Source organism: Paenibacillus sp. J22P90 (assembly GCF_059692195.1).
The window spans coordinates 738,670-757,220 of record NZ_JCAUAY010000002.1; the positions used below are offsets into that span (position 1 = coordinate 738,670).

The 18,551-nt window shown below is 46.1% G+C and carries 14 protein-coding genes; 3 read left to right on the forward strand and 11 right to left on the reverse strand.

Going from position 1 to position 18,551, the window contains the following annotated elements:
• Positions 1-38 precede the first annotated feature (38 nt).
• The 6 genes from AC58UX_RS08085 to AC58UX_RS08110 all read right to left on the reverse strand — a co-directional run bounded on the left by AC58UX_RS08085 (position 39) and on the right by AC58UX_RS08110 (position 6,734).
• On the reverse strand, positions 39-893 hold the full coding sequence (locus tag AC58UX_RS08085) for a helix-turn-helix domain-containing protein (protein WP_497251251.1): 855 nt from the start codon (positions 891-893) through the stop codon (positions 39-41).
• Positions 894-1,064: 171 nt separating this feature from the next.
• Positions 1,065-2,471 (reverse strand): hypothetical protein, encoded by a 1,407-nt coding sequence (locus AC58UX_RS08090; RefSeq protein ID WP_497251253.1) that lies wholly within the window; start codon positions 2,469-2,471, stop codon positions 1,065-1,067.
• 183 nt (positions 2,472-2,654) lie between these two features.
• Positions 2,655-3,665: an alpha/beta hydrolase gene (locus AC58UX_RS08095; RefSeq protein WP_497251255.1), complete on the reverse strand. Its 1,011-nt coding sequence runs from the start codon at positions 3,663-3,665 to the stop codon at positions 2,655-2,657.
• 23 nt (positions 3,666-3,688) lie between these two features.
• Positions 3,689-4,402, reverse strand: coding sequence for a metallophosphoesterase family protein (locus tag AC58UX_RS08100; RefSeq protein WP_497251257.1), 714 nt, complete (start codon positions 4,400-4,402; stop codon positions 3,689-3,691).
• Positions 4,403-4,447: 45 nt separating this feature from the next.
• Positions 4,448-4,603, reverse strand: a complete 156-nt coding sequence (locus AC58UX_RS08105) for a hypothetical protein (RefSeq protein WP_497251259.1) — start codon at positions 4,601-4,603, stop codon at positions 4,448-4,450.
• 22 nt (positions 4,604-4,625) lie between these two features.
• Entirely contained in the window at positions 4,626-6,734 is a 2,109-nt protein-coding gene (locus AC58UX_RS08110) for a beta-galactosidase (RefSeq protein ID WP_497252119.1), read from the reverse strand.
• A gap of 131 nt (positions 6,735-6,865) precedes the next feature.
• Here AC58UX_RS08110 and AC58UX_RS08115 point away from each other — a divergent pair, with 131 nt between their 5' ends.
• Positions 6,866-7,696 carry an AraC family transcriptional regulator gene (locus AC58UX_RS08115; protein WP_497251261.1) on the forward strand — a complete coding sequence of 277 codons (831 nt, stop codon included), beginning with the start codon at positions 6,866-6,868 and terminating at the stop codon, positions 7,694-7,696.
• 118 nt (positions 7,697-7,814) lie between these two features.
• On the opposite strand, the gene AC58UX_RS08120 is transcribed toward AC58UX_RS08115, so the two are convergent.
• Genes AC58UX_RS08120 through AC58UX_RS08130 form a run of 3 tightly spaced genes read right to left on the reverse strand, consistent with a single transcriptional unit; the run spans position 7,815 to position 11,567 of the window.
• Positions 7,815-9,029, reverse strand: coding sequence for a Ger(x)C family spore germination protein (locus AC58UX_RS08120; protein ID WP_497251263.1), 1,215 nt, complete (start codon positions 9,027-9,029; stop codon positions 7,815-7,817).
• Positions 9,029-10,477: a spore germination protein gene (locus tag AC58UX_RS08125; protein WP_497251265.1), complete on the reverse strand. Its 1,449-nt coding sequence runs from the start codon at positions 10,475-10,477 to the stop codon at positions 9,029-9,031. Before AC58UX_RS08125 ends, AC58UX_RS08120 begins: the two co-directional genes overlap by 1 nt.
• Complete coding sequence (locus AC58UX_RS08130; RefSeq protein WP_497251267.1) at positions 10,449-11,567, reverse strand: GerAB/ArcD/ProY family transporter; 1,119 nt, start codon at positions 11,565-11,567, stop codon at positions 10,449-10,451. The genes AC58UX_RS08125 and AC58UX_RS08130 overlap by 29 nt, the downstream gene beginning before the upstream one ends.
• Before the next feature lie 84 nt (positions 11,568-11,651).
• Between AC58UX_RS08130 and AC58UX_RS08135 the strand changes: the two genes are divergently transcribed.
• The gene (locus AC58UX_RS08135) at positions 11,652-11,801 is read left to right on the forward strand and encodes a hypothetical protein (RefSeq protein ID WP_497251269.1); all 150 of its coding nucleotides are present in this window, start codon (positions 11,652-11,654) and stop codon (positions 11,799-11,801) included.
• A gap of 104 nt (positions 11,802-11,905) precedes the next feature.
• Here AC58UX_RS08135 and AC58UX_RS08140 read toward each other — a convergent pair whose 3' ends face one another.
• Entirely contained in the window at positions 11,906-12,895 is a 990-nt protein-coding gene (locus tag AC58UX_RS08140; protein WP_497251271.1) for a LacI family DNA-binding transcriptional regulator, read from the reverse strand.
• Between the two features lie 131 nt (positions 12,896-13,026).
• On the opposite strand from AC58UX_RS08140, the gene AC58UX_RS08145 reads away from it, so the two are divergent.
• The gene (locus AC58UX_RS08145; protein WP_497251273.1) at positions 13,027-15,333 is read left to right on the forward strand and encodes an FAD-dependent oxidoreductase; all 2,307 of its coding nucleotides are present in this window, start codon (positions 13,027-13,029) and stop codon (positions 15,331-15,333) included.
• Positions 15,334-15,374: 41 nt separating this feature from the next.
• Here AC58UX_RS08145 and lacZ read toward each other — a convergent pair whose 3' ends face one another.
• Positions 15,375-18,497 (reverse strand): beta-galactosidase, LacZ type, encoded by a 3,123-nt coding sequence (gene lacZ, locus AC58UX_RS08150; protein ID WP_497251275.1) that lies wholly within the window; start codon positions 18,495-18,497, stop codon positions 15,375-15,377.
• Between the last annotated feature and the right edge of the window lie 54 nt (positions 18,498-18,551).

The window sequence follows — 18,551 nt, forward strand, 5'->3', positions numbered from 1 at the left end:
CAGTCCATTTAACTCCCCGCAGCTCGCTGCGGGGAGTTTTATTTCATTTTAGCCAAATTAGTATTAATGTCTGCGTCATAGCCTCTGCATCTCTTGCGAAACAAGCCGGGACTAACTCCGTAGAACGCAATAAACTTGCGAGTAAAAAACGTTGGCCAATTAAACCCGGTTTCTAAACAAATGTCTTGAATGGATCTCTCTGTCGTATTAAGCATATGCGCAGCCTGTTTCAAACGGTAGTTCATAAGAAAATCTGTGATAGATTGGCCAACGCTTTCTTTAAATAAATGCGTGAGCCGAGATGGTGACAAACATGCTATGCGCGCGAGATGGTCACGATCAATTCTCTGCCTATAATTTTGTTCCAAATATCTGACTAACTCTTGAATTCGCGGATCAAAGTTAACCGACTCGGTGGCATGTTGATGTTGGGCGATCAATAGAAGGATCTCTTCTAGCGCATGAACTGCAAGCTTTTCCGAATATGGGCTTTGGGATTGATTATGAGAAATCAACCGTTCAAACGCATCATGAATCTCGTTCTTTACATAATTTTGTTCTAATCGAAAATAATGCATCCCTCTGAAGTTCCCCAAAAAACTCCACCATTCAAAAAAATCAGGACTCGGTGTGAAATGACACCACATCTTCTCCCAAACTGATCCTTCCGCCGTATAGTAATCGTGCACTGTACCTGGGGATATCAAGACTAAATCTCCTGCTTCACAAATAAAGCGGCTCGAGCCGTTATTGACGACGCCAACACCGGATAAAGTAAATATCATCTGCCAATCTCTCGTCCCTTTCGAACGATAGACATGATAGCCGAACTCCTTGCGGTAAATATCTGTCGAGAGGACTCCGGGAGGTTTTCTTTTCGGCGATTCGAACATTCAATGCCTCCATTTTATAGGATATACGCACTGGAACATCACTAGGCATACCTCTATTATACTGGAATCCTGTGAACAGTAACTGTTGTAGAATGCTATTATTACAACGAAAACTGCTATTTTGCACGAAACATGAAAAAGAACGCCTTGCGGCGTCCTTTTCATGTCCATTTAAGAACCTAACGGAACAGGAACAAACTTCCACTGTAAATTATAGCCTGTATACACTGTGCTCGACAATCTGACAAGCCAACTTTCTTCCACTTTTGCATGCAATCGCTTGCGATCACTAATCGCTTTATTATCAATATATTTCCACGTTGCGTCATATGCGTTCAATTGCCATTTCACGTTGTCGCTTGTATTGCTGCCAGATACCATATATACGTCATCCGATCCGTCTGACTTCGCATACAGCCTCATGCCATTGGCCATATTCTGGATATAATAATACCCGCTGCCGGCATCAATCAACTGCCATCTCATCTCATAGTAACCTTTCCCTGCATCGAAAATAGATACGTCTGTTCCATCAGCGGGATTGTTCCACAACCTGCGCAAACCATTCGTGTCTGCAGTATCTCCCACATGCTCAATAAAGTAGTACGTCGTCCCCGTATTCCCGTACTGCCAATATGGTGTGGATGCGCTAGTCCAATCGGCTGTCCCGTCGGTAGAAATCATCACATCGGGACCTTTCACACCGTTCTGCCCAGTCGACCAATATTTAATGTTTCGCTCTTGCAAATTGTTGACGATGGTAACGGCGATATCATGCGTACCGTTCGATATTAATGCTTTATTAACCCCTAGTCTATCCAGGAATGCATCGCTGGCGGCCCATTCGCCTTCATCCTTGATTCCGTGATGGCCGACCTTCAGCACTTGAATGTCGTTCAACCAACTATTACGGTAGGCCATTAAATCAGACTCGACCGTCGATTTGGCATCTCCCATCATAAGGATGGACTTGTTGCCATAAGTGATTTTCAACACAAGTGAAGCATCATTAGCAACCGTAAAATCGTTGGTATCTTGGTTGTATCCGTTCACTCTCCAATATAACGGACCGAGAGCCATGATCACGAGCGGCTTGCCATTATACGTGGTATTCAAAATGTAGTCGCCGTCCAATAAATAGTCAACCGACAAGCCCTTGCTAGTGGCAGCACTCACCAGATTCGTATAGTTGGCATACAGCTTATTGATATCGCCATCGGGGTAATATATCTTCGTATTGTCAATCGTGAAGCCGCTGTTAATGAAGTCGTCCAAGCCGCCAATGTGATCGACATGGCGGTGCGTCCCAACCACATATTGCACCTCCGATATGCCCAGACTGCCCAGCTTAGTAATGAGGGCGCTGCTGTCATAATTATCAAGCACCATCACCTCGCCGTTAGGGAGTTCGAATATAAAAGAGTCGTTGCGTCCGTCATCGTGCGACAGCATATGTACCTTCAGGGACCCCGTTGCCGCCGAAGCGGTTGAGGGGTTCGAGAAGGTACACCACGGTGCAAGAACAGCAAGTGCGAATATGAAACATAACCATTTAGATGCTTTAACAACATTATTCATAAAAAATCACTCTCCTTTTGGGTTGTTTCTATCGTGACAGACGCTGCAGTATCTGTCACAAAATCTCCGGAGATAGGTAAATGTAAGCACTTACAATGTAGCATAGGTTAATTATAGAGGCGTGACTCGATTAGAAACATACTTTGAGTGGCTGAATATATACAAGATTGTGCTGTTTTCCGACTATAACAAACGACCCAGCCAATCATAGGCCACTTGCCCAGAGATTTCATGCCCCCCGTCAAATAGATCCAGCTCTAGCCGATCTCTTACTTCCAGCAGGGAATAAACCCTGCTGAGCGCTTCGTAAGCTTGTAGAGTTCCGTGTTCAGGGAAGATGCGGTCGTCTTTACCAGCTTCGATAAGTAAAGGACGCGGCGCAATTAGGCTAAGTACGTCAGGCATCTCTGCCGCTAAGGAAAGTCCCGGCACATAATTGTCGATACAATGACGGACGGAGAAAAGGCTGGCCTGAAACGTGTTCGCGAACCCGCTAACGACAGCAGCTGAAATTCGCTCGTCAACGGCGGCCAAATACGAACAGACTAATCCGCCGCCAGAGATGCCCATGCAGCCGATCCTCTTCGCGTCGACATCGTCACGAGTTTGTAGATAGTCCACACAACGCATGGTTTCAAACACACGGTAAGATGCCATCGTTTTGCCGACCGACAGTAAAAAGCTTGAGATACGGTTGCATGAGTTTGGATCATTTTTGTCCTCGGTCAACTTCCGGTCCCCAAATCCGAACAGCTCCGGCGCCGCAACGAGGAACCCTTTCTTCACCAGCTCAACGGCAAAATTGTTCTGATAGCCAGCCTCTCCTGTTTTGTCGGAACCGTCGGGGTTCAGCCCAACGATATCCCTGCTGCCATAACCGTGACCGTGCAAGGCAATGACAGCTCTTCGCTTCGCATCTCTCTGCTTAGGGATAAGCACATATACGGGCATGAATAACCGCTCGAATGTCTGAATTTGGATCCGTTGTCTCGTATAATCTCCGCAATCCACCGATTCTAATAGTTGGGGGGACAGCTCCGGAGACTGCTCCGGGAAACTGCCCAACAGTGTAACAAAATGCTTCCTAAATTCGTTCCGCCATTGCCGCCATTCGGCCATCGACTGTCCTTTGAAGCTGTGGGAAGGTTGAATGCCATCGTATACATACTTCAAATAATCGTCTGGATTCCACATCATTTTCACCCCTTCAGCTCATCTTACCCGAAAAAGACAAGCGCTACGTCAAGCTCGCCTCGCTGCTTCAGCTTGGTGGACAAGGTCGCCTGCAGCAGCGGAGTACGATCGTATTCTAAGCTTTTCATTTCGATACGGCCGTCGGTAATCGTCATATAATGTGCTTCCTTGCATGGATCGTCAGGTCTACGATACGAAACACTTCCTGGATTCATCCAAAGCACATGGTTGTCCAGGTAATGGATGACTCTCCGATGCGTGTGGCCAAAAATCATTCGCTTCTGCTGCATGCTCCGGACCGGCTCATCGGTCTGCTTGTCCCAAAAGCTGTAATACTGATGGAGACTGGGGATAGTCTCGTAATTATTGTACATATGCTGCATACTGTACCCAATGGAATCCATAGTGAAAGCCAAGGAATATGGCAGTTTTTCCAAAAATTCGATTTCCGTCTCACTGAGCTTCTGCGCGTTGTCATGCGCCCAGGTTCGCTCTTCATCCGGTACATTCCACAATTGATCTTGATTTCGGTATAAGGCAGCTACACGCTCATCATGGTTCCCTTTTACACACAGAGCTTTATGCGCCTTTACCCACTGCAGCACTTCCTTCGGATAAGGCCCATAATCCACTAAATCACCTGCACAATAAATGATCTCGCTGTCTTTCTCATGTTTCCAAATCGCTTCTAAAGCATAAATATTAGCATGGATATCAGAAATAATTAGAGCCTTCAATGACGGGCCTCCTCACACCAATTGCACGATTCGCACGTAGCCCTCTTAACCAGGCTTTGTTACATATTGCCTTAGTTCTCCGGATATGCGTTCTTCGTGTTCAAAATGCACATGCCCACTGAAAATACCATGCAGCGATTTGGCATCGTTGGACTTAATCAAATCATAAAACGCTTGTGTAGAAGCATCTGTGTCACGCACTTCCCATTTTACCTTATTTTGTTCACTCCAGCCTAGCGCCGCTATCAGAATGGATGCTTGCCATTAATTTTGCATGTTTGCTACGTTTAAGCAGCACAATCCCATTAACCGGCAGTTCAATAACACCTTTTACCGATGCATTCGATTCCAAATACGAATAGTAGCTGTCATCAAGAGTAATATGTTCGGTTTGTCCGCTGAAATTCATGATAAATACATAATCCATTGATCCGTCCGTTCTCACCTGAGCTGTTACTCCTTGAGGAAGGTACGTATTCATCGCTCTAGCAACACCAGTTTGCTCAATAATTTTCGAGTAAAATGCTTGAAGAAAATCTGCCTTTAACCGCGTGGCCATGTGATAGGCTTTCCCTTCTCCGTAACGATTTACCGTAAGAGCTGGTTGCCCAGCATAAAAGCTGTCCGTATAGACACCTAACACCTCTGCGCCTTCGGTATGGATTAGTTCGCAGATCTCATGTGACTCGAAAGTCCCCGCTAGCCCGAGCTGATTATCTGGTAACATGGATAAGCAATTGCGATCATGGTCGTATAAGCCTTCAATCTCTTCTGCCCAAATGCCAAGCGTTTTCCGAAGAGGTCCCGGGAATCCGCCTAGATGACACAAATCATGCTCGTTCACAATACCAGACCAATAGGTCGTTACCAGCGTTCCGCCTTGCTCTACAAACCTTTCGAGTTTACGACCCGTTTCTTCACGGCAAAGATACAACATAGGCGCAACTATTAGCTTATATGCAGATAGGTCATCCTCCGAGCCAATTACGTCGACCGATACACCTTGTTCCCAAAACGCTTGGTGATGGGCAAGAATGGTTTTCTCATAATGAATGCCCATATTGCGCGGTCCTTGGGCATTTTTAACTGCCCAACGATTATCCCAATCAAACAGAATCGCTGTTTCCGAAGGTGTCGTGGTGCCTACTACTTCTGTAACATTGGATAAGGTCTGTCCCAAATCTGCTACATCCTTAAACACACGTGTATGTTCATGCCCGCAATGGTCAACGACCGCACCATGAAATTTCTCACTGGATCCCCTGCTTTTGCGCCATTGGAAATACTGCACGGAATCCGAGCCATGCGCTACTGCTTGAAGGGAGGACAGTCTGTGCATACCTGGTTGTTTCAGCTTACTAACCGACTGCCAGTTCGTAAGACTAGGTGTGCTTTCCATCAGCAGGAACGGCTTCTTCTTCAGCGAGCGGAACAGATCATGATAGAAAGCAACGGAAGCTCCTAATTGGCTGTTATTCTGCCCTTCATGCCAAGTTGGATAGGCATCCCACGAAATAACGTCCAATATTTCCGCAAACTTGCGATAGTCTAAACCTTCAATCATATGCATATTCGTTGTTACGGGAAGAGCAGGATTTGATCCACGAACCGCATCAATCTCGTGCTTGCAGAAATCTACCGTTTGGTCCGTAACGAATCGACGCCAATCCAGGTTATGCCCATGAACCATATACTCACCATGAGGTGCTGGAGATTCGACCTGTTGCCAATCCGTGTAAGTATGCGCCCAGAATGAAGTCCACCATGCCGCATTTAATGCTTCCAGCGAGCCGTATTTCTTCTGCAGCCACTCCCGGAAGGCATCCTGACAATACCCACAATGGCAATCTCCACCAAATTCATTGGAAATATGCCAGCCGATGACTGCAGGATGCTGACCATACCGTTCAGCAAGCTTGTTGTTTATCATCTTCGTCTTCTCCCGATAGATGGGACTGGTGAAGCAATGATTGTGCCTAAGGCCATGCAAATTGCGTACACGGTTCGCCTCTACCCTTCTAACTTCTGGATAGCGTTCCGACATCCATGCTGGACGCGCTCCACTAGGCGTTGAGAGCCATGCGTAGATGCCATTCTTAGCAAATGTATCCAGTAGACGATCCATCCACTCGAAAGTAAAGGTTCCCTCAGCCGGCTCTAATGCCGCCCAAGCAAAAATACCAATCGCCATCACATTGCAGCCAGCTAGTTTCATTAGGCGAATATCTTCCTCCAAAACCTGTGGGTCGTGAAGCCATTGGTCTGGATTATAATCAGCGCCGTGCATCATGACGGGCAGCTTATTGCTAATGGGTTGAAATTTGCGAGTCATTTTCATATCATCTCTCTTCCTCATAATTGTCTTATTCTCTTATTAATTTTGATTATAGGACAAAGAGTTGATAGAATAATAGAAATTATGAGATTAAAAATCGTACAATATGAACATAGGTGGTGGAGAGTATGATGCCTTTCCTTTTAGCTGAATTTGCTATGCTGGAGAACAAGTTGCCTCTCTATGTGTATTGTGTTGGCAGTCATGAGCAAAAGCATCTTCTAAGACCAGATGGGTATCCAACTCATCAAATATTCTTAAGTCGACGCGGGAAAGGAATATTTCGTATAGAGGGTATTCGCGATATGGTGATGACGCCAGGTACCATGCTCATCCTTCCGGCAGGTGTACCTCATGAATATTTTCCTGATCAATCTGAAGATGCTTGGGAGCTGGGTTTCGTGGCTTTCAGCGGCTCCACAGCGAGTTCGATCCTCGAGCACCTTGGCCACCAAAAGCCCACGGTATTAAAGAAAACTCAGTTCCAGGAGTATTGGAATAAACTTGAATCCATATGGCAGCTTATCAACTTAAATGGCGAAAGCAGTTACTGGGAAGCGTCTAGAAAAATGTATGATTTCCTGCTGTCCGTCCTTGAAGGACAATCTAATCAAGAAATCAAGCAGCGAATTAAACCAATCGGGCATTCCAATGCTGCTCTTCAAGAAGCGATCAAACTTATACATGATCACTATAATGAACGCTTGCATTTATCCAACTTGGCTAGAGCCGTCGGTTACTCTGTTCAACATTTTCACCGTCTGTTCGTAGGCATTTATGGTATTTCCCCTATGCTTTATATCCAACAAATCCGAATGCGCCGTTCTGTTCAACTCTTTGAAGAGAACCCTTCTATTACAGTGGAAAAGGTGGCCCAGCAACTGGGGATGGAGACCAGCTATTTTATACGCATTTTCAAACGAACCTATGGCCAGACGCCTAAACAATATTTTAAATAGAAATAAGGAGCTTTGCAGATCCTTATTTATCCAACTTTGATCATTGGCGTCATGAACCGGATACAACGTTTCCCAAGTTGCTAACGTATTGAATACTAAAGTGCTTGGATATTTCTCATTAGTTGGCCGAAATTGCCGGCATCCCTTTATTGAGATCTTCTGTTTCTTTTGTTTCTTGGTAAGGCGCCAAGTCATACATACCGGAATGCGAAATAGATAACTCAACGTTCACAGTGCCAAGCGCACCTTCTTTTATGAGCTGCTCTTCGCCAGAAGCGGTTGCTTTGAGCTTTTTCCATTCAGCAAGATGACTTCGGTACAACACCTGCTCAAGCCCGTAGATATCTATTTGATTGGAGATGCCGGTTTGGAACGTTTGCTGCACTTCATCTGTGATCTCTTTCTTAGCCAATTCTTCCAGCTGCTGAACGGTCAAATTGTCTAGTATTTCATCCACAATTCCCAAGAACTTTAGATGCATTGAAAACACAGGCTGCCCCTGATCGAATGTCACCTTCACCTGTTTCCTCGGCTTATAAATGGAAATCATCGCGATTTTTTTTCCATTGCGGCTAATAGGAAGTAAATTGCGTCTTGCTTTGGGCTCTGTCCAGCGGACTCCACCCAGCTGCTTCTCCGTGAATTTATTCTTTGCTTTACCTTGATTTAGTACATAGGCTCCATTCATTTGAATGACAGGCTGAGGCTTCTCCGTGTCCTCCCAATCTTTCTTATTTATTGTCAAAGACGGAATAAGATCGGTTTGCCCCGTCTCTCCATCATTGGCAAGCACGGTGCTCAACCTGACCGGCTGTATAACGGACAATTGTTTGTTCAGAACTTTCGGATTATGAACGAGATTGGAGATCGGTGAAAGATTGAAAAACGTCGAGTATTTAAACAACTCATTAATTGGTTCCTTCGTGCCGAATACCCAGGATTTATATCGAATTTGTGGAAAACGGGGAATGGAATCTATAAAGCTGCTTATATTTTTTTGAAGCACACTTTCGCTAAAAATAATCGTTGTTAAGTGGTCCCAGTATAGGTTTTGCTGCGCCGTTTTGTAGAGTTCAGTAATCGCTTGATACAACGTATCACCTTCACTTTTCCCAATCCACATCTTCGATCTCTCACTGGACGCTCCTTGCTCCTGATTACCCATTTGCCCAAAATTCGTCAGTTCCGTATATATGATGTACTTACCTTTTGCATAGTCGATACCTAGGGAAGTCACGAAATTGTACTCGGATAAGGTTTTTACATCCCAGCACCCTGTCAGAAGCAAGCATGTCACCAGCAGACAGGAAGCCGTACTGATGCTTATCTTCATTATTTTTTATCCCCTTTGCGCATGTCATCAATCGGTTTATAAATCAAAGGCCGAGTTCGCACGAGCGACCTTGGTTTCGTTATTAGCGCCATCAGTATGTCTTTTAAGACAGGCGGTGATATCGGCGCCAAGTAAGGCACACCGAAAGATTCCTGTTTCGACAAATAAATCAATAAGGCAAACATTGCCCAAAAGAAACCGTACATACCCAAAAAAGACGAACAAGCCAATACAAACAGGCGAAGCAGTGTAACTAATCCGCTGAGCGATTGATTGACAAGCGTGTACGCAGAGACCATGGACATTGCCGTAACCACCAGCATCGCCGAGGACGTCAGTCCCGCATCGATCGCGGCTTGTCCGATGAACAGCCCGCCGACGACGGTGACTGTTTGTCCAACGCCTTTGGGAAGCCTTATTCCCGCTTCGCGGAACAGCTCGAATGTAATTTGCATCAGAAAAGCTTCAAGAGGCGCCGAGATGGGAAGACCTTTCCGTACGTTAAGGATCGTCGCCAGAGTCGTGATTGGAATTTGGTCAAAATGAAATGAAGTTAGTGCAATATAGAACCCAGGGAGGAAGATCCCGGAAAAAAGCCCTAAATACCGCAGCAGTGATTCGCAAGCCACAAATAAGAACGAGGCATGAATGTCCTCAGGCGTTTTAAGAAGTGCTGACAGCGTTGTCGGTGCTATTAGCACCATCGGCGTTCCGTCGACGAGGATAATAAATCGGCCCCTTAGGAGCGCCTCGACGGCAAAATCCGGCCGCCCTATATAATCAAGTAGCGGAAACAACTTAAACGGAGAATCGGAGATGAGCTCTCCCAGCTCTTCGCTGCTCACCAGAGCATCCACATCGATGTTTTGCAATCTATTTCGTACAGTCTCTAGAATTTGAGGATTTATGATATCCCGCTCAAACATCAACGTTACCTTTGTGCGGCTGCGCCGTCCGATAATATAGTTTTCGCAGCTCAAAGTTTCAGTGCGCAGTCTTTTCCGAATTAATGCGATATTCGTCTGGATCTGTTCCGTAAAACCGTCGCGCGGACCCTTTACCGAAACCTCCGTATTCGACTCCTCCGGCTGCCGCTGCGGAGGATTGGACAGGTTCAGCGCTAACAGCGAATCGTACTCATCGAGTAAGAGGAGCAGCTGACCAGAAAAAATGGCATCCACCACTTGCCGGGCATCTGCTTCAATATTCACAAGTGACAAATTACCCAGCATTCCCAACTCGACCCGTGCACGAGGCAGTTTTTCTAATTGGGGAATGACCAATTGGTCGATTAGCTTGCTCTCACACAAGCCCTCGCAATAAATAAATAGCACGCCCCAATCACCGTGTTCTTGGACGACCTGTACCCGGTGAAAGATAACATCTGCGCAACTCCCGAATAATTGCTGCAGTGTTCGCTCAATGGGTCGTATTGGGTTTTGTAGCATGGCCTTCACGTCCCCTTCCTCTCACACGATAAATAACCGCAAATAGAATCAATAACAAAATTACACATGTAATAAGTGCTAAAGCAAGAGGATAATACCAATTTCGCAATAATTTCACAAAAGTTGGATCGCTAATAGGGAACAGCGGTACGATCAGCATAATGAAAGTTAAAGCGATGAGAGCTATACTATTTGACATCCGGCTCTTCAATTGCATCATTTCCGGAATTAAATACATACAAAGTGAAATTCGGATGAAAGAGCCGCTTAGCCATTCGTAAATCGAGAGGAAGTCCAGATGGGAGATGTTTTTACCAAGTGATACAAGTCCCCACTGTTCGAATGTCGGGTAACGCTGAATCGCTACCTCATTCGGTGAGAAATTCATAATTATATCGACCATCGTTCCTAAGATCAGCCCGATGGAGACGATCACATAAACAAATAAAAAAGAAGTCTTTACTTTCTGCTTCAAATGCTGCTGAATCAATAATAAGATAACGATTTCCAGCACGCCGTGCGTCGAAAACACGGTGCCTTGCATGACAGGGCCAAATCCATTTTCCAAAACGGGCATCACATAGAAATAGTTTTTATATTGTAAATTTGCAAACAGTAAAAAAATTTCAAGCATAATAAAAAACGGAAGCAGAATACCTGCACACACGGTAATTGACCAAAAGCCAGCACGCGCTGCAAGGAAACATAGCAGCGTCAGTGAAGCGGCAATGACAAAACGCGGCGTTTCGGGCAGGAAGGTTGCATCGACCCAATTGGTTGTGTCTTTCAAGGTAACGAGACCGGTACCTAACAAATACAGCAGGAATGGCAGCACGATTAACCATCCAGCGAAGGAGCCAAAATGGGTTCGGACCCATACGACGATCGATTCGTTCGAAGTCGTATTTATAATGAACTTCATTACCACAATTAAGATTAAACCAGGAGCGGCTGACAGCAACACGCTAATCCAAGCGTCACGCTTAGTAACCCCGAGAACGAGTGGGATGATAATTGTTTGATTCGTCACCGCGGTTGTAATAATAAGTAGTGTAAATGCCTGTATAATCGAAATTTTTTTAAAACTCATGAATAGGCTTCACACCTTCGCTTTTAATGTGGTGTAGTATTTCCTCAAAAGAGAAAATTATCCAATTCGGCGAAGGCGATGATTGTGGAAAAAGATGTAGCACGTATTTTGAATGGCTACTATACCGTTTCGATCCAAGCCTTACAATCGTGGATTGAAGTCGGACAACAGTACGGAGCCATACACGCGGAGCTGGATGCGTTAAAGCTAGCTAAATTTTTCACTGTTTTTTAATATGGACTTCAAGCTTCATCTCTCTCCACAGTAATATAGGACAGTGAACCACAGTGCCTGCACTGTGGTTCACTGTCCTATGGCATAATACCCTCGGCCAAGCGCTAACTCGAGCCCCGAATCACTAGGTGTCCAGCAATTGTACGCGAATCCACCGGTTGCTTGTCCATTAATGCCTTCATCATGCCCATCGCCATTCTCCCGACCTCTTCCCGTGGGTAATGAATGACCGTTAATTTAGGTTCGGTATGCGTAGTCATCAAAATATCCTCTGAACCGAGGATGGCTAATTGCTCAGGAACCCGAATCCCCTTTTTCTTGCAAACATCTAGAACCCCTGCTGCCATCAAATCATTGGAGCAGATGATTGCGCTGAAAGGGAGCCCTGCAGCTTGCTTGTCCACATACCTATGAAAGGACTCAGACGCATCTTCTAATCGTCCTCTTCCGCTGAGCAGAACTTCTTGTTGCAGCTCCAACCCCTCTGCCAGCATAGCCTCCTGAAAGACTTGAAGTCTATTCACATGGTAGCAGGAGGATTCGGCATCTGTCATGTAACCAATCTTGGCATGCCCGTTGCCCTTCAAGTGTTGAATAACCTGCCTGTAAAGAACAGACCAGTCTACATCAATATATGGAATATTCTTTTCTTGGGCATCCGGACTTTTTGTCACACATAATACAGGGACTTCCCAATCCAGAATACGGTCGTAAGTCTCCGTCATCAGCTGCTGACCGAGCAAAATAATACCATCCACTCGCCCACGTAGTGATGCAATTAGTTGCTCTTCGGTATCAGACGTATAGCTCTGGAAAAACACCAGAAACCCTTCTTCTCTCGCGGCGGATTCAATGTGTAATAACAATCCAGCCTCGAACGGATTCCCCAGATAGTTAACCAAGACAGCCAATTGTCCTGTCTTCTTCGTTTTTAAACTTCTAGCCAATAAGTTAGGTTCATAGCCCAACTCTTTCATTGCAGCCAGAACTCTTTCACGTGTTTCCAACTTTACGTTGGTCTTGCCATTCAGCACGTAAGATACGACGGCAACGGAGACACCTGCACGTTCAGCTACTTCTTGTCGACTAGCCATTCAAGGATCCCCCCGATTTCTTTTACTCGTGTAAATTATACTTAAAAAACACTTGGCAAGCAATAAATAGGATGCTACAATGTGCTCATGAAACGGAATTTACTCGAGTAAATTTATAGGAGGCTATTATAATGAAATCTATTCAACAAGCTTTTGATGTTGTCGTTTGCGGTGGAGGACTCGCCGGTTTTTGTGCCGCTGTGGCATCCGCAAGAAATGGTGCAAAGACTTGTCTTATTCAAGATAGACCGGTTTTTGGAGGCAACAGTTCATCTGAAATTCGAGTAACTCCGCACGGCGCTGCTGCTTTTCATGCCTATGGAAGAGAAACAGGTATTATATCTGAGCTGCTTATTGAAGAACGTGCTGTCAATCATGAGAAAATCCGTGAAAACGGTTGGACGAATAGCGTTTGGGATATGGTGATGTACGACATGGCTGTAAAAACGCCAAATCTGAGTTTCCATTTGAACACCTCCGTAAACAGCGCACAAGTGACAGATGGTAAGCTCACCTCCATTAAGGCTGTTATAGCAAATGCAGAAACGGAACTTGAAATCGAGGGAAATATCTTCATCGACTGTACAGGCGACGGAATCCTTGCTGACATGGCCGGCTGCGAATGGCGTTGGGGCTCCGAAGGCCGAGACGAGTTCAACGAACCTCATGCTCCGCTTGTTGCAAATTCCGATACCATGGGGAATTCTATCCATTTCCGTGCCAAGGATATGGGACGCCCTGTACCTTTCAAAGCGCCTGACTGGGCTATCCATCACGAAGATGCTGATTATTTCTATAAGCAAGGCCGCACTTTTTATGATACAGAATCAGGTTTCTGGTGGATTGAGATCGGGGTTCCCTATAACACCGTTTACGACAATGAAAACATTCGTCACGAGCTGACTAGACACACGCTAGGCATTTGGGATTGGATGAAAAATCACGATCCGCTTCTGAAGGAACAAACCGCGAATCTTGCGCTTGATTGGATTGGTCAAGTGCCAGGTAAACGAGAGAGCCGCCGCATTATGGGCCGTTACTTCATGACCGAGCATGATATCCAAAACCGTACAGTATTCGAGGACGAAATCGCTTATGGCGGCTGGTTCGTCGATCTTCACACACCTGGAGGTCTTCTGGCTCCAACAGCAGAGCCGGCTAGCGCTGAAGGTTATAACGAAACTAGTGAGTATGCGCAGAAAAGCTACTGCGGTCCTTACGGTATTCCATTCCGAATCATGGTCAGTAAAGATATTAGCAACTTAATGATGGCAGGACGCAACGTCAGCGTTACCCACGCTGCGCTCGGAACCGTCCGTGTCATGTCAACGACAGCCCTGATGGGGCAGGCAGCAGGTACTGGCGCTGCTTACGCGTTGCGAAACCAATTGAATCTATCTGACATGTCTGGCGAACATATCGTGAATTTGCAGCAAACACTGCTTCGCGATGGTTGTTTCCTTCCAAACTACAAGAATGAGGATGTTCATGATCTTACTAAACAAGCCACGTTTAGTTCCAGCAGTACAGCATCTATTCATGGTGTAGGACCCGAAAGCCATGATTTCACATTCGGCTTCCGTTCCAGAGTTGCTCAAGAAGCTAGAAAACAACAGGCTGAGCCGCTTACCTTTAAACGCGGGCAATGGATTGCAATCGAGGAAGGCCGTATCGAAACCATTTCTGTCTGTTTGAGCAACAATACGGATCGTCCCCAACAGGTAGCAGCCAAACTAATTCCAGTAGATCACATTTGGGATTATCGAACAGACACGGGTGTCGTTTATGCAGAAACGACTTTAACAGTTCCGGTTGGCCAACATGTGTGGGTGGAATGGCCGCTGAATTGGCAAGATCCTTCTGTTAACAGCCGTTTCATTCAACTACAACTGGGTGCAAATCCATCTGTCGAATGGCATTCGGCTAACCGTATCCTGCCAGGTCACATTTCTGCATACGACATGGGGAGCGGAAAAATGCGTCGCTATCTGAATGATGGAGGCACGCTCAGCTACCGCATTACACCAGCTCAACAATGCTATGGTGCAAGCAATGTCGGCAATGGCGTAACACGTCCACACCAATACACCAACTTGTGGATGTCTGATCCGGTGCAGCCACTGCCACAATCTGTGCAGTTACAATGGGCGAAACCGCAAATGATTCGTGAGATTCATGCCACATTCCCTGGGCATTTGCTTCAAGAATACCATCGGTATGAACCCTTCTATCGTGATCCGCAATGTCCTAAGAACTATACGATCGAAGCGTATGTGCAAGAACAATGGGTTACAATCGTTCATGTTGAGGGGAATTACCAACGTTTAGTTAAACATACTTTGGATCAAGCCATTCAGAGTGATCGCATTCGTTTGACGGTGACAGCGACGAACGGGGATCCATCTGCGGCGGTTTATGAGATTCGTGTGTATGCATAAAACATAAAAAATCGGGAGCAGATCAACCTGCTCCCGTTTTATTATTTCACCTTCCCCTGCAGCGTAAAGCTGAATAAATAGCACTTATCAGCCTGCAGCAGATATTGTGGATGCGGCTTCGACCCCCAACTATCATCGCCGCCAACACCCATTTGACGATAATTGATACGTACAACGGTTTTGTCTCTTGCCGGCAATTTGTAAACATGATCATTTGCCTCAAGCTCAAATGGCGTATATGGCAGCGCGTTTAGTTCAAAGCTAGGTTCGCCTGTAATGTGCAGCGCAACATCGCTTTGATTCGAGATCACAGCACGGCGGACATCCATCTTGTTGCCACACTCCTGCGGTCTTAGGTAAGGCACGAACTGATCCGCAACTTTAACTTGGTGCAGTCCGAGTTTTGCGCTTAACTGGCGATCCCAGTACGATTCATGCGGCCCTTTACCGTACCACTCCAGGTCTGTAAATGAGCCGTCCATACTAAACATGACACCAATTTCAGGAATTTCATGCAGGTTTTTTCCTGGGGTAAGCTTCTGCTGTACTTGGATCGCTCCGTTGCCTAGAACGGTATATGTCACCCAGTAAGCCGATTCCGAAGTTGTAGGCAGCACATAAGCGGCATGTACGATAACACGATCGGTCAGTGGCTCCCAACGCAACGATTGGAGAATACGTTCTACGCCTGCACTTCGCCATGTTGCGCAACGCTCATGTTGTTTATTGCCACGGTCGTTATCTGTATAGGCGCGCCAGAAGTTCGGCACAAGCTCACCCTTGAGAAGTTCAATACCGTCAACTTGATAGGAAAACAGGCTGCCGTTCCCCGTGTCAAATCTAGCAGTGAAGCCCTCGCCGTTTACAGTCAACGCGCCCGATTGCACGGTAACATGAACTGGACTGTAGCCCATCACAGGCTCAACAACAGCTAGATCTGGCTTCACAGCAGGAAGCACGAATTGCTCAAACGCCACTTCATGACCTGCTTCCGCCCACTTCTCAGCTTTCTTCGTCACAAAGCTGATAGTTAGCACTGCCTCTCCGCTTTGTTCAAGCTTCGGCAGCATAAGCTTAACCTCCTTGCTTTCAAGAGGCGGGACACTTACAGTCAGATTGCCTTCAGCACATATAGTGCCATCTACAGCAATCGTCCACTGCAGCAAATAGGCATCCAAATTGGTAAACAGGTTTTTATTTATTAAGCTATAGATACCCTGTCCCCCATCCACTTCCGTAATGGCTATATTTTCATAACATTTCTTGGCTTCAATCAACTTCGGCGTAATTGAACGATCGGCAAGTAAAAGACCGTTACCACAAAAATTACCCGCGTGCACCGGTTCGCCGAAGTCCCCGCCATAAGCCATATATCTCTTTCCATCCGCTTCCGTTTTCAAGAGACCTTGGTCTACCCAATCCCAAATAAATCCACCCTGCAGCACCGGATAGCGATCAAACAACTCGGTATATAGATGCAAGCCGCCAAGGGAATTCCCCATTGCATGGCTGTACTCACATAGCATATACGGCTTTTTCGGCCCTGCCTTTTTCGCATATTGAATCAAGCCATCCGGTCTCGTATACATGTAGCTTTCAACATCAGTTGCATCGGCCGATTGCTTCCAATTCACAACACCTTCATAGTGAACAAGACGTGTCGGATCTGCCTCGCGCAAAAAATCAGCCATTTTTATGAAATTATCTCCGCCGAACGCCTCATTGCCAAGCGACCACATCAGGATGGAAGGATGATTCTTATCCCGCTGCATCATAGAGTTGGCACGGTCAATGACGTTTGCCGTCCATGAAGGATTACTGCCAGGTACCGTCATTGGAAGCAGCTCCGTCTGACCGCCACTCCAAGTGCCGTGTGTCTCCAGATTGGTTTCGTCAATCACGTATAAGCCATATTCGTTACATAGCTCATACCAGAGCGGATTGTTCGGATAGTGCGAAGTACGCACCGCGTTCATATTGTACGCTTTCATGAGTTTAATGTCTGTCATCATATCTTCCAGATTCATCACGCGGCCAGCATTGGCGCCAAACTCATGTCGGTTGACGCCTTTGAATACGATTCGCTGCCCATTAATCAGCATGAGTCCATCTTTAATCTCGAATTTACGGAAGCCTATCTGCGTGCTGATTGTTTCAAGCAATTCCCCATTCTTATCTTTCAAGCTGATAACGAGCATATACAGGTTCGGCTGCTCCGCGCTCCATTTCAGCGGATTGGCAACAAAGGCCGAAACCACTACTTGAGCTTCCCCATTATGACCGCCAATCGTTGTAGTTAACTTCATCGGCTGCGCAAATACAGCGTTCTGTCCTGCATCATATAATTGTGCCTCAAGCGTAACTAAGCCCAAATTGTCTTCCCAATAGTTCATCAGCGTCGCTTTCACTTTAATCTCAGCATCTTTGTATGCTTCATCAAGCTCCGTTGTTACGAAGAAATCGTACACATGCGCTTTAGGCACCGTGTACAAGTAGACATCGCGGAAAATACCGCTCAGCCGCCAGAAATCCTGATCCTCCAGCCAGCTCGCATCGCACCAGCGATATACCTCGACCGCAAGCGTATTCTCCCCTGCTCTCAAATATGGCGTTAAGTCGAATTCAGCTGGTGTAAACGTATCCTCACTGTAGCCCACGAGCTCACCATTGACCCACACGTAGAAAGCGGACTCCACGCCTTGGAAGCTAATAAAAACGGGGTGACCCTTCCAATGTTCAGGCACCGTAAACGTACGGATATATGAGCCAACAGGATTGTACAAGGTAGGCGCGAACGGGGGAATCAGCTCGGGCTCTGACGCCTCCCACGGGTAGCGAACATTCGAATATTGAGGGTAATCGTAACCCTGAAGCTGCCAATGTCCAGGCACCTGAATGTCATGCCATCCGGAATGTTCAAAACTGTCCTCATAGAAATTTCTAATGCGCTTGGACGGCGACTCGGCGAAAGCAAAATTCCATGTGCCGTTAAGTGATAGATAACTGCGGGAAGCTGAACGATTATTCTGCAGCGCTTCTTCCACAGAATCGAAAGGCATCAGGGTTGCGTGTGCTTTCATTCGATTCAGTTCAAAGATTTCAGGGTTATTATTCCATTCCGGATAGCCGTTTGCCGGCGGGGTATACTTTAACTTTTGTTTCATCATCAATAACCTCTTTCGTCATTTAAATAGCAGGAAGTATCGCAGCAAAAAGCA